Here is an 11,970-nt window from a genome sequence, read left to right on the forward strand (position 1 = left end):
CGCACCGCTCGGCGGGCCGCCGATGAGTCGAGGCCCCGGGGCAGGTCTGGGGAGCATGGGCACACTGAGATACGGACTGATGAGCTGTTCCATCGACGGCTACGTGGCCGACGCGTCGGGCGACTTCGACTGGGGCGCGCCGGACGACGCCGTCCACGCGTTCATCAACGACCGGGTCCGGGACGTGCGGACCTTCGTCGTGGGCCGCCGCATGTTCGAGACGATGCGCGTGTGGGACACGTGGGAGCTCGGGCAGAGCGACGCCGCGGACGAGTTCGCCGAGATCTGGCGCGGGATCGACAAGATCGTCTGCTCCGACGGCCTCGTCGCGGAGCAGGGCACGGTCGACGCGCCCCGCACCACGCTCGAGGCGCGGCTCACCCCCGAGCGCCTGACCGAGATCGCGGCGGGGACCGACGGCGTCGTCGAGGTCTCGGGCCCGACGACTGCCGCGGGGGCGCTGCTTGCCGGCGCGGTCGACGAGATGACGGTACGCGTGGTGCCGCACGTCGCCGGCGGCGGGCTGCGCCTGCTGCCCGACGGGATGCAGGCCGACCTCACGCGCGCCGAGTGCGTCCCGCTCGGCGACGGGTCGGTCTTCCTGCGCTACACGCGTCCCTGACGGTCAGGTGCGCTTGCGGTCGGTGTCCCGGCTGGGCTGCACACGCTTGGGCTCGCCGGGCATCTTGGGATACTCCGGCGGGTAGGGCAGGTCGCCGAGGCCGTGCTCCTCCTCGTCGCGGCGCGCGAGCTCGAGCGCCGCGTCGAGGGAGCAGTCGAGCTCCGGATCGCGGTCGGCGCGCAGGGCGGCGAACAGGTCGCCGCGCTCGGCGAACCGGGCCGGGACGGTCGTGACGTCGAAGTCGTCCGGGTGCACCTCGCCGACCTCGTCCCACTCCAGCGGCGTGGAGACGGTGGCGCGCTTGTTCGCCCGGACGGAGTACGCGGAGGCGATGGTGCGGTCGCGGGCCATCTGGTTGTAGTCGACGAAGATCGCCTCGCCCCGCTCCTCCTTCCACCACTTCGTCGTGACCTGGTCGGGGAGGCGGCGCTCCAGCTCGCGGCCGACCGCGATCGTGGCGCGCCGGGCCTGCTGGAAGGACCAGCGGGGCGCGAGCGGTACGAAGACGTGCAGGCCGCGCCCGCCCGAGGTCTTGGGGTACCCGGTGAGGCCGAGCTCCGTGAGCAGGTCGCGCAGGTGGGGCGCGACGGCCGCGGCGTCGTCGAAGGAGGTGCCGGGCTGCGGGTCGAGGTCGATGCGCAGCTGGTCGACCGCCTCGACGTCGTCGCGGCGCACGGGCCACGGGTGGAAGGTCAGGGTGCCGAGATTCGCCGCCCAGGCGACGACGGCGAGCTCGGTCGGCGCCACCTCGTCGGCGGTGCGCCCGCTGGGGAAGGCGATGGTCGCGGTCTCGACCCAGTCGGGGGCCCCCTTGGGCAGCCGCTTCTGGTAAAACGCGTCGCCGCGGTTGTCGGCGCGCGTCGCCATCACCGCCTCGGGCCACCAGCCCTTCGGCCACCGCTCGAGCGTCGTGGGCCGGTGCAGCAGCGCCCCGAGGATCCCGTCGCCCACCGACAGGAAGTACTCGACGATCTCACGCTTCGTGAGGCCGGGGCGGTCGGGCAGCTCGGGGAAGACGACGCGGTCGGGGCTGGAGACGCGTACGGCGCGGCCAGCGGCGTCGAGCTCGACGGCGGGTGCGGCGGAGGCCATGCGGCTCAACCTAGGGCAGGGCGGCGGGTGCCGCACGGAGGGCGGCGGCACGGGCCAGCACGCGGCGGGCACGCGGGCGCCCGACGACGCGGGCACGGCGCTCCAGCAGCGCGGCCGCGTCGGGGAGCGCGAGGCCGCAGGAGTCCGCGACGTCGCGGGCGAGGCGGGCCGCGTCCTCCTCGCCCGGCACGTGCACCGCCACGTCGACGACCGTCCGCAGCGGCGCGGTCACCCGCACCCCGGCCAGCTCGACGACGTCGCCGCGCAGCATCGGCGCCTGCCACACGAGCCCCGCTCCCCAGAGCTCGGGCCGGTGCCCGCCGGCCGCGTAGGCGACGTCGAGGTGCTCGGCGGACCGGGTGCCCGCCCGCCCGCCGGCGTGCACCCACGCCGCCGTGCGCCCGGCGGCCACGGCCCCCGCGGGCAGCGACCCGGCCAGCAGCACGGCCCGCAGCACGGGGGTCACGGTCGTGCCGGCGACGACGGCCGCGTCGTCCCGCACCGCCTCGAGGGAGCCGTCGCGCACGAGGACGTCCCACGCCGCCCGCCCGCCGACGTCCGCAGGGCGCACTAGGGGACCGGACGGACGTCCTGGCGCCGCGAGCAGGTCGCCGAGCCGCCGCGGAGCGGCCGGGGACCGGAGGCGGTCGCCCGCGGGCGGGCCGGGCGGCGCGGGGAGGACGACGAAGGGGCTCACGACGCGGAAACTATCCGGTCGTGAGCCCCGTCGGGGACCGCCTGTGGATCGTCGCGCGCACGCGACGTCCGGTCGGGCCGCCCACCCGGTCAGGCCGGCGGCCGTGCGCCGTCAGCCGCGGGTGTCCTCCGCGGCGCGGACGACCTGCTCGAGCCAGGCGCGCCGCGCGGCGAGCGCCGTCTCGGCCTCCTCGACGCGCCGCGCGTCGCCCGACTCGCGCGCCTCCGCGAGATCGCGCTCGAGCCCCTCGATGGCGGCCTCGAGCTGTGCCGCGGCACCCTCGGCCCGCGCGCGGGTCTCGGGGTTGGTGCGGTCCCAGCGAGCCTGCTCGGCACCCCGGACGGCCGTCTCGACCGCGCGCATGCGGGCCTCGACGCGCTGGATGTCCCCGCGCGGCACCTTGCCGGCCTCCTCCCAGCGGTCCTGGAGGTCGCGCAGCTTCTCCTTCGCCGCAGCCAGGTCCTTGACGGGCAGGAGGGCCTCGGCCTCGGCGAGCAGCGCCTCCTTGACCTCGAGGTTCTGCCCGTACTCGGCGTCGATCGCCGCGTTCTCGGCGTCGCGGGCGCCGAAGAACGCGTCCTGCGCCGCCCGGAACCGGGCCCAGAGCGCGTCGTCGTCCTTGCGGCTGGCCCGCCCCGCGGCCTTCCACTGCGCCATGAGGTCGCGGTAGGCGGCGGCGGTCGCCCCCCAGTCGGTGCTGGTCTGCAGGGACTCCGCCTCGGCGACCAGCTGCTCCTTGGCCGCCTTGGCCGCCGAGTTGCGCTGCTCGAGGTCGGCGAAGAAGTGCCGCCGCTCCCGGTCGAACGCGGTGCGCGCGTGGCTGAACCGCTTCCAGAGGGCCTCCTCCGAGGGGCGGTCGATGCGCGGCCCGCTGCGCTGCGCCTCCTTCCACCGGTCCAGGAGGCCCCGCAGCTCCTCGCCGGCCGGGCGCCACTGCATCTTGGCGGGGTCGGTGGCGGCGATCTTCTCCGCGGCCTCGACGATCGCGGTGCGGGCGGCGACGGCCTCGGCCTTGGCGGCCGCACGCTCCTGCTCGAGCGCGGCCCGGCGCTCTGCCGCGCGTGCCTTGAGGCCCTCCACGCGGGCCCGCAGGGCGTCCAGGTCGCCGACGGCGGCGGGCTCACCCGTCTCGTCCGCGAGCTTCGCGAGGGTCTGGTCGATCTCGCGCACCGACAGGTCGGCGCTGTCCAGCCGGGTCTCGAACAGCGCCACCTTGGCGTCGAGGTCCAGGTAGCGCCGCACGTAGAGGCTCATCGCCTCCGAGGCGTCCACGCCGGGGAACTGGCCCACCTGGCGCTCGCCGGCGGCCTCCCGCACGAACACCGTGCCGTCGTCGTCCACCCGACCGAACGCCTCCGCGGCGGACGCCGCGGCCGCGTCCAGCGCCGGGGGGACGACCGGCGCCGCGGGGGTCGTGGGCTCGGCCGGCGGCACGTCGGCGGGAGTGGGCGCGGCCGGGCGGCGCAGCGCCGACGGCTTGGGCGCCCCCGGGCGGGGCGGCTTCGGCACGGCGGACGGCTTCGGCGCCGCGGGAGTCGCCGGGGCGGGGGTCGGCTCGACGGCCTCGGGCTCAGCGGCCGGCTCGGTCGCCCCCGTGGTCTCGGTCGACTCGGCCACGGGGGTCGTCTCGGCGGCCTCGGCGGCAGGAGCCTGCTCCGCGGTCTCGGGCTCCGGGGCCTCCTGCGCGGGCTCGGCCGGGGGAGCCGTGTCCGTGGTCTCGCCCGCGGCGGGCTGCGGGTCCGCCGCGGGAGCCGGCGGGGTCGCCTCGTCCGGGGTCGTCTGCGATGGAGTCTCGGCCGTCTCCTCGGTGCCGGCCGGGGTCTCCTCGGGGCCGGTCGAGCCGGGGGTGCTCTCGCTCACTGGGTCTCCACTCCTTCGATGATGACGGGGGTCGCAGGGGAGCCGTCGCCGGCCCCTCCGTCGACGCCCTCGTCAGCGACTGCCTGGACGGCGTCCAGGCCGGACGTGACGGTGCCGAGCACCGTGTACCCGCCCGCGGTGTCGGACGGGATGGTCGAATCCTGGTACACGACGAAGAACTGCGAGCCCATCGACTCGCCGTCGTTGCCACGGCGGGCCATCGCGATGGTCCCGGCGGGGTAGACGTCGTCCTTCGGGGCGTTCTCGATCGGGCCGTACGAGTAGCCGGGGTCACCGGTCCCGGTCCCCGTGGGGTCGCCGCACTGCAGGACGTAGATGCCCTGGGTGGTGAGGCGGTGGCAGGGGGTGCCGTCGTAGTAGCCCTGGTCCGCGAGCGACACGAAGCTCGCGACGGCCTGCGGGGCGGCGGTGCCGTCCAGCTCGAGGACGAGGTCCGTCTGCGTGCCGCCCGCGCACAGGTCGACGGTCGCGGTCCACGTGCGGTCCTCGGCGGCCGAAGGGTCGGGCAGGTCCCCGCCGTCGCGGGCGCCGACCTCCGCCGCGGGGCAGTCACCCGCGGCCTGCGGCGTCGACGACGCTGCGGGGTTCGCGGCGCCGCCCAGGTTCGCGACGACGAACCCGCCGCCCACCAGGGCGAGCACCGCCACGATCGCCACGATCGCGAACGTCCGCTGCCGCCGGGCGCGTGCCTGCGCCTGCCGCTGCTCCCACTGTTCCTGCCGCTTGCGGGCGTACTCCCGCTCGCGCTTGGTGGCCGCCAACGCGCGGTCCTCCTCGCCTCGTCCCGGTGGCCGCACGGGAACTCCCGCGCGCGGGGGACAGTCTAGAGGCCGGGACGCAGGTCACATCCGCTACGGCCGCGGCGACCCCGGGCCGGGTCGTGGCGGCTACGGTGGCGCGGTGCAGATCCTCCTCGTCGTCGCGCCCGTCTTCGCCACCAACTGCAGCGTCGTGGTCGCCGGCGCAGAGGGCAGGGACGCCGACTGCGTGGTCGTGGACGCCGGGGCGGGCGTCGCCCCCGACGTCGAGCGCCTGGTCGCCGAGCGCGGCCTGGTCCCGCGCGCCGTCGTCGCGACGCACGGGCACGTCGACCACACCTGGGACGCCGCGGCGCTCTGCGAGCGGTACGACGTGCCGTTCCGCATCCATCCCGCGGACGCCTACCGCCTGGCCGACCCGTTCGGCACGCTGGGCCTCGCCGCGGTGCGCGACGGCGGCGACCCTGGGGTGAGCGGCGCCCTCGCGCAGGCGCTCGCGGCCACGGGCCGGCGGGCCGAGGACTACCGCGCGCCGGCCGTCGTCGAGCCGCTCGACCTGGGACCCGACGGCGAGGGGGCGCTCGCCGCGGGGGCGGTGCGCCTGCGCACGCTGCACGCGCCGGGGCACACGGAGGGCTCGACGCTCCTCGTCGTCCGGGACGGCGACCACGACGGCGGCGACGGCGTCGTCCTCGCCGGCGACGTGCTCTTCGCGGGCGGGGTCGGGCGCACCGACCTGCCGGGCGGCGACGCCGCCACCATGGCACGCACGCTGCGCGACGTCGTGGGCGCGCTCGACCCCGAGCTGGGCGTCGTGCCCGGCCACGGCCCGACCACCACCGTCGGCCGTGAGCTGGCGACGAACCCCTTCCTGCGCCCGCACCTGCGCTGATCCGTCCCGCCCGCCCCGCCTCCGGCGGTGGGACGGGTCCCGAGACGGCCCCGGCGTCTGGGAAGATGAGGCCCATGGCACGCCCCACCCCGCTCTCCGGCTTCCCCGAATGGCTCCCCGACGGTCGCGTCGTCGAGCAGCACGTGCTCGACACGCTGCGGCGGACGTTCGAGCTGCACGGGTTCGCCGGCATCGAGACGCGGGCGGTGGAGCCGCTCGACCAGCTGCTGCGCAAGGGCGAGACCTCCAAGGAGGTCTACGTGCTGCGCCGGCTGCAGGAGGAGCAGGCCGGCGACGACGCGGCGTCGCGGGGCGACAGGGGTGCGGCGGCCGAGAAGCAGCTCGGCCTCCACTTCGACCTCACCGTCCCGTTCGCGCGCTACGTGCTGGAGAACGCCGGCCGGCTCGCCTTCCCGTTCAAGCGCTACCAGATCCAGAAGGTCTGGCGGGGCGAGCGCCCCCAGGACGGCCGCTTCCGCGAGTTCGTCCAGGCCGACATCGACGTCGTCGGCGCGGGCGAGCTGCCCTACCACTACGAGGTCGAGCTCCCGCTCGTCATGGCCGAGGCGCTCGGCGCGCTGCGCGACGTCGGCGTGCCCGAGGTCCGCATCCTCGTGAACAACCGCAAGGTCGCGGAGGGCTTCTACTGTGGCCTGGGGCTCGACGACGTCGAGGGCGTGCTGCGCCAGGTCGACAAGCTCGACAAGGTCGGGCCGGACGCCGTCGCGGAGCTGCTGCAGGTGGAGCAGGGCGCCACGCCCGAGCAGGCCAAGGCGTGCCTCGAGCTCGCCGCGATCTCGGGGGCGGACTCGACCGTGGTGGACCGGGTCCGGGCGCTCGCGGCGTCCTACGACGCGGGCACGGAGCTGCTCGAGACGGGGCTGGGCGAGCTCGCCGCACTGATCGAGGCGGCCGCACGTCGCGCGCCCGGCGTCGTCGTCGCGGACCTGAAGATCGCGCGGGGCCTCGACTACTACACCGGGTCGGTCTACGAGACGGTGCTGGTGGGGCACGAGCAGCTCGGCTCGATCTGCTCGGGCGGGCGCTACGACACCCTCGCCTCCGACGGCAAGAACACGTACCCGGGCGTCGGCCTGTCGATCGGCGTCTCCCGCCTGGTCTCGCGGCTCCTGTCCGCGGGGCTGGTCGCCACGACGCGCGGCGTGCCCACGGCCGTGCTGGTCGCCGTCACGGACGAGGCGCACCGGGACAGGTCCGACGCGGTCGCGACGGCCCTGCGCGCCCGCGGTGTCCCCGCCGACGTCGCGCCGTCGGCGGCGAAGTTCGGCAAGCAGATCAAGGTGGCCGACCGCCGCGGCATCCCGTTCGTGTGGTTCCCGGCGCAGCCGGGGGAGGACGGCACCGAGCCCGCCGTCCTGTCCGGAGAGGTGAAGGACATCCGCTCGGGGGAGCAGGTGGACGCGGACGCCGCGACGTGGCAGCCGCCGGCGGAGGACCTCTTCCCGCGGGTCGTGCCCGCCGCGGAATGAGCCTCAGGCCTCCTCGATGAGCGCGACGACGTTGCGCGCCGGGTCCCGGAACCAGCCGATGGTCGGGCCCTGGCGCGGGTCGTCGCTGCGTACGACGCCGTCGGCGTCCTGGGCGAACCCCGGGTAGCGCACCAGGTCCACGCCGGCGGCGTGCAGGTCCGCCGCCGCGGCGGCGACGTCGGGCACGACGAGGTTGAGCACGGTGTGGCTCGCGGGCTCGTGGGCCTCGCCCTTCGGATAGACGAAGACGGCGCTGCCGCCGGTGACGTCCAGCTCGAGCCCCATGGACGTGCGGTGCACGCGGAGCCCCACGACGTCCCGGTAGAACGACTCGACGGCGTCGAGGTCGTCGACGGAGAAGCTGCTGAAGCCGCGCTGCACGGTGATCACGGGGGTCTCCTCGGGTCGGGAAGCGGCCGGCGGGGACCGGCCTGAGGGGTGGACCCCGCGGGCGGTCGGAACTGATCGGGGGCCATCCCGCGGGGGTTGTCCCCCGAAGACCCTGAGGCGCCCCTGAGATTCACCCTGATCTCGCCGCTGACCTGGCCGGACGGCGCCCGGGGGACGGTACGGTGACCGCCGTGAGCATCTACGTGGTCCTGTCCCGCAGCAGCACCGTCCTGTCGCGGACGATCCGCCTCGCGACGCGGGACGAGTACACGCACGCGGCCCTGGCCCTCGACGCCGACCTCGAGCTCATGTTCAGCTTCGGGCGCCGCCGCGCGTCCAACCCGTTCGTCGGCTGCTTCAAGCGCGAGCGTCTCGACGACGACCTGTACCGGGGGATGGACCGGCTGCCGGGCGTCGTCCTCGAGGTCCCCGTGACGTCCCGCCAGCGGGACGCCGTGGGGGCGCGCGTCGCGGAGTTCCTCCTCGACAGCCACACCTACGCCTACAACGCCCCCGGCCTCGTGACCGGGCTGCTCGGACGCGGGTCCGAGGACGACCGGCGGTTCTTCTGCTCCGAGTTCGTCTACCACGTGCTGCGCGACGCGGGGGTGTGCGACCTGGGCGTCCCGCGCTGGAAGGTGCGACCGCAGACGCTGCTGGACGTGCCCGGCACCGTCGTCTACCGCGGGGACCTCAAGCGCTACCGGCCGTCGGACCTCGCCGCGGCGCCGGTCCCGGCGCTCACGCTCCAGGGCACGGACGGGCTGTTCGCCACGTCGCGGTCGGGGGTCTCGCTGGCGCTGTGACCGGCCGCGCCCCGGGCGGCCGCCGTCCAGGGCTCGCACAGGGCGTCGTGCGACGCTGGGCCCATGCCGAGCCGAGTCTTCCTGCACGTGGGCGCGCCCAAGTCCGGCACCACCTACCTGCAGTCACGTCTCCACGCGAACCGCCACGACCTGCGCCGGCACGGGGTGCTGTACCCCAGCGGGCCGCTGGGCGAGCCGCGGGTGCACTACTGGGCGGCGCTGGACGCCACGGGGGCGCGCCACGGCATCGACCCACGGCGGTTGCGCGGCGCATGGGACCGCCTGGTGGGCCAGGTGCGACGGGCGCGGGGCGACGTCGTCCTCAGCCACGAGCTGCTGGCGAGGGCGGACCGGGACCAGGCGGCCCGGGTGCTCGCGGACCTGGCCGCGACCCGCGCCGAGGTCCACGTGGTGCTCACCGTCCGCGACCTGGCGCGCGAGCTCGCGAGCGGATGGCAGGAGACGCTGAAGTTCGGCGCGAGGACGACGCTGCGCGCCTACCTCGACCGGGTCAGGGCGGGGCGGTCCGCGTTCCTGGACTCCGTGGACCCGACCCACGTGCTGACCGTGTGGGCCGCGGACCTCCCCGCGTCGCGGGTCCACGTGGTGACGGCGCCGCCGCCGGGCGGCGCGGGGGACGCGCTCTGGCTCCGCTTCCTGGAGGCCGTCGAGGTCGACCCCGCCTGGGCGCCGCGGGACGCCGAGCGGTCGAACGCCTCGGTCGGGGCGCCCGAGGCGCAGGTGCTGCGCGGCCTCAACCGCCGGCTCGGGGACGAGGTGCGGCGTGGCGGCGCCCTGTCGCCGCTCGTCGACGGCATCGTCGCCGGGGACGCGCTCGCGCCGCGGCGTTCGACCCCCATCGCGCTGGGGCCTGACGACCACCTGTGGGTGGCGGGGCTCAGCGAGACCTGGGTCGCCTGGCTGCGCGACCGGCACGTGACCGTGCACGGCGACCTGGCCGACCTGCTGCCCGTCCCGCCCGGCGACGACTGGGCCGACCCCGACAAGCCCCGCCCGCGCGAGGTGACCGCGGCCGCCCTGGACACGGTCGCGGTGCTGCTCGCGGAGCTCGGGCGGCGCCCGCTGCCGTGGCGGGAGCGCGGCCGCCGGGCGCTCGCGCGGCTCCGCCGCTGACGCCGGGCGGGGCTGGACAACGAGTCGAACGTCTGTTCGAATGATGGCGTGAGATGGGATGGTCAGACCGTCGGCGCGGACGACGGCGCCCTGCCCGGGCTCGAACGCTCCGCCCTGGGGCGGCTCGGCCTGGTGCGCACGGTGCGGACGCCGGAGTTCGCCGACGTCACGTTCCACGAGGTGCTCGCGAAGAGCGCGCTGTCGAAGGTGCCCGCCGCATCGAAGATGCCGTTCGGGTGGACCGTCAACCCGTACCGGGGATGCAGTCATGCATGCACCTACTGTTTCGCCCGCCCCACTCACGAATACCTCGATCTCGACGCCGGTCGGGACTTCGACTCCCAGGTCGTGGTGAAGACGAACGTGGCCGAGGTGCTGCGTGCCGAGCTTGCCCGGCCGTCGTGGACGCGGGAGCCGGTGGCGATGGGCACCAACACCGACCCGTACCAGCGGGCCGAGGGGCGGTACCGCCTCATGCCCGGCATCATCGGGGCGCTCGCTGACTCGGGCACGCCGTTCTCGATCCTCACCAAGGGCACGCTCCTGCGTCGGGACCTGCCGTTGATCGCCGAGGCGGCGCAGCGCGTGGAGGTCGGGCTCGGGGTCTCCCTCGGCTTCGCCGACTCGCCCGCCGACGAGGAGCTGCAGCAGTCGGTCGAGCCGGGGACGCCGACACCCCGCGCGCGCCTCGACCTGATCCGCGCGGTGCGGGCGGCGGGTCTGCCCTGCGGCGTCATGGTGGCCCCGGTGCTGCCCTGGCTGACCGACTCCCGCGACCACCTGCGCCGCCTGCTGGACGCCGTCGCGGACGCCGGAGCCACGGGAGTCACCGTGGTGCCGCTGCACCTCAAGCCCGGCACCCGCGAGTGGTACCTGCAGTGGCTGGAGCGTGAGCACCCGCGCGCCGTCGCCGGCTACGGGCGCGTGTACGCCCGCGGGACCTACGCGCTCGAGGCCTACCGGCAGTGGCTGTGGGACCGGGTCGAGCCGCTCCTCACCGAGCGCGGCTTCCGCTCGTCCGGGCACCGCTCGCGGTCGGGCGCCACGGGGAGGTTCCCGGACGACCTCACGCCGCACGACGAGGGCGACTACCCGGTCGGGGCGCTCGCAGGGATGCCGCGCGACGGCGGCGGCCTCCAGGTGGCCGGCACGGGCGTCGAGCAGGTGCTCTTCTGAGGCCCGGTGCTCTTCCGAGGCACAGTGGGGCTCAGCGCAGGAACGAGAACCACAGCACGAACAGGCACATCAGGAACATGCCCGTGGCGTTGACGAAGAAGTTGCGGCCGAAGTCCCGCGCTCGGACGTGGAACGTCAGGGCGAGCACGAAGTACACGACCAGGCAGACGACGGTCACGAGCCCGAGGTAGGGGATCCAGATCCCCGCGACGAGCCCGGCCGCGGCGGCGGCCTTGATCCACGGCATCACCCACCACCAGCGCTCCGGGAAGTTCACGTCCCGGAAGCACTGCGCGATGAACGCCACCGGCTTCACGCACAGGAGCGCGTCGCCCGCGGAGACGAACGCGAGCACGAGCACGGGCCAGACGGGGTCGGGCAACGTCGCCATGGGGTCGACGCTACGGCCCGCCGGGCGGGCCGTGCCGTGGGTGTGACCAGGCTCTCAGGCGCCCTCGACCAGCCGGGCGGGGAACCCGCCGGTCGCGACGGGGCCCCACCGCTCGATCGTGATCCGCACGACGCTCTTGCCCTGGCGCAGCATCGCCTCCCGGTACTCGTCCCAGTCGGGGTGCTCCTTGCCCGCGGCGGCCCGGTAGTACTCGACCAGCGGCTCCACCGAGTCGGGCACGTCGATCACCTCGGCCGCGCCGTCCACCTGCACCCAGGCGTCGTCGAAGTCGTCGCCGAGGGCCAGGAACGACGCCCGCGGGTCCCGCCGCAGGTTCACGGCCTTCGCGCGGTCCGGGTACGTCGAGACCACCACCCGGCCGGCCGCGTCCACGCCGAACGTCACCGGGCTCAGCTGCGGCGAGCCGTCCCGCCGGGTGGTGACGAGCACGCCGTGCCGACGCTCCCGCAGCACCTCCAGCAGCCCGTCGCGGTCGACGGCGGTCGTGGTGGCGATCCGTGGTGCCATGGGAATCTCCTCGCAGAAGGGGGCCGGCCACCGACTAGACTCGCACGGGCGCGCCAGCGCGCCCGGACGTCGCCACCGGCGACGCGGTCCCCCACCCCGTTCGAAAGGAACAC

General features: G+C 75.5%; 13 protein-coding genes. 6 read left to right on the top strand and 7 right to left on the bottom strand.

The window, feature by feature from the left end; genetic code table 11:
* The first annotated feature begins 79 nt into the window (after positions 1 to 79).
* The gene (locus tag ACFQ8T_RS04905) at positions 80 to 622 is read left to right on the top strand and encodes a dihydrofolate reductase family protein (protein WP_430545430.1); all 543 of its coding nucleotides are present in this window, start codon (positions 80 to 82) and stop codon (positions 620 to 622) included.
* A 3-nt stretch (positions 623 to 625) separates the two neighbouring features.
* Here the strand turns inward: ACFQ8T_RS04905 and ACFQ8T_RS04910 are convergent, their stop codons facing one another.
* The 4 genes from ACFQ8T_RS04910 to ACFQ8T_RS04925 form a co-directional block, all read right to left on the bottom strand.
* On the bottom strand, positions 626 to 1,714 hold the full coding sequence (locus ACFQ8T_RS04910) for a DNA polymerase domain-containing protein (protein WP_430545431.1): 1,089 nt from the start codon (positions 1,712 to 1,714) through the stop codon (positions 626 to 628).
* A 10-nt stretch (positions 1,715 to 1,724) separates the two neighbouring features.
* Positions 1,725 to 2,411, bottom strand: a complete 687-nt coding sequence (locus ACFQ8T_RS04915; protein ID WP_430545432.1) for a hypothetical protein — start codon at positions 2,409 to 2,411, stop codon at positions 1,725 to 1,727.
* A 111-nt stretch (positions 2,412 to 2,522) separates the two neighbouring features.
* Positions 2,523 to 4,271, bottom strand: a complete 1,749-nt coding sequence (locus tag ACFQ8T_RS04920) for a DUF349 domain-containing protein (RefSeq protein ID WP_430545433.1) — start codon at positions 4,269 to 4,271, stop codon at positions 2,523 to 2,525.
* Positions 4,268 to 5,053 (bottom strand): peptidylprolyl isomerase, encoded by a 786-nt coding sequence (locus tag ACFQ8T_RS04925; RefSeq protein WP_430545434.1) that lies wholly within the window; start codon positions 5,051 to 5,053, stop codon positions 4,268 to 4,270. Before ACFQ8T_RS04925 ends, ACFQ8T_RS04920 begins: the two co-directional genes overlap by 4 nt.
* 139 nt (positions 5,054 to 5,192) lie before the next feature.
* Here ACFQ8T_RS04925 and ACFQ8T_RS04930 point away from each other — a divergent pair, with 139 nt between their 5' ends.
* Positions 5,193 to 5,942 (top strand): MBL fold metallo-hydrolase, encoded by a 750-nt coding sequence (locus ACFQ8T_RS04930; RefSeq protein WP_430545435.1) that lies wholly within the window; start codon positions 5,193 to 5,195, stop codon positions 5,940 to 5,942.
* Between the two features lie 74 nt (positions 5,943 to 6,016).
* Positions 6,017 to 7,432 (top strand): histidine--tRNA ligase, encoded by a 1,416-nt coding sequence (gene hisS, locus ACFQ8T_RS04935; RefSeq protein WP_430545436.1) that lies wholly within the window; start codon positions 6,017 to 6,019, stop codon positions 7,430 to 7,432.
* Positions 7,433 to 7,435: 3 nt separating this feature from the next.
* Here the strand turns inward: hisS and ACFQ8T_RS04940 are convergent, their stop codons facing one another.
* On the bottom strand, positions 7,436 to 7,822 hold the full coding sequence (locus ACFQ8T_RS04940; RefSeq protein ID WP_430545437.1) for a VOC family protein: 387 nt from the start codon (positions 7,820 to 7,822) through the stop codon (positions 7,436 to 7,438).
* A gap of 191 nt (positions 7,823 to 8,013) precedes the next feature.
* Here ACFQ8T_RS04940 and ACFQ8T_RS04945 point away from each other — a divergent pair, with 191 nt between their 5' ends.
* The 3 genes from ACFQ8T_RS04945 (at position 8,014) to ACFQ8T_RS04955 (ending at position 10,938) form a co-directional block, all read left to right on the top strand.
* Complete coding sequence (locus ACFQ8T_RS04945) at positions 8,014 to 8,628, top strand: hypothetical protein (protein ID WP_430545438.1); 615 nt, start codon at positions 8,014 to 8,016, stop codon at positions 8,626 to 8,628.
* A gap of 63 nt (positions 8,629 to 8,691) precedes the next feature.
* Positions 8,692 to 9,762, top strand: coding sequence for a hypothetical protein (locus ACFQ8T_RS04950; RefSeq protein WP_430545439.1), 1,071 nt, complete (start codon positions 8,692 to 8,694; stop codon positions 9,760 to 9,762).
* 48 nt (positions 9,763 to 9,810) lie between these two features.
* A complete protein-coding gene (locus ACFQ8T_RS04955) occupies positions 9,811 to 10,938 on the top strand; it encodes an Rv2578c family radical SAM protein (RefSeq protein WP_430545440.1) in 1,128 nt (375 codons plus the stop codon).
* 31 nt (positions 10,939 to 10,969) lie between these two features.
* On the opposite strand, the gene ACFQ8T_RS04960 is transcribed toward ACFQ8T_RS04955, so the two are convergent.
* Both ACFQ8T_RS04960 and ACFQ8T_RS04965 read right to left on the bottom strand, forming a co-directional pair.
* Positions 10,970 to 11,329 carry a DoxX family protein gene (locus tag ACFQ8T_RS04960; protein WP_430545441.1) on the bottom strand — a complete coding sequence of 120 codons (360 nt, stop codon included), beginning with the start codon at positions 11,327 to 11,329 and terminating at the stop codon, positions 10,970 to 10,972.
* Positions 11,330 to 11,383: 54 nt separating this feature from the next.
* Positions 11,384 to 11,857, bottom strand: a complete 474-nt coding sequence (locus ACFQ8T_RS04965) for a PPOX class F420-dependent oxidoreductase (RefSeq protein WP_430545442.1) — start codon at positions 11,855 to 11,857, stop codon at positions 11,384 to 11,386.
* Between the last annotated feature and the right edge of the window lie 113 nt (positions 11,858 to 11,970).

This window comes from Isoptericola sp. NPDC056618, from assembly GCF_042792715.1.
Lineage (GTDB): Bacteria > Actinomycetota > Actinomycetes > Actinomycetales > Cellulomonadaceae > Isoptericola > Isoptericola nanjingensis.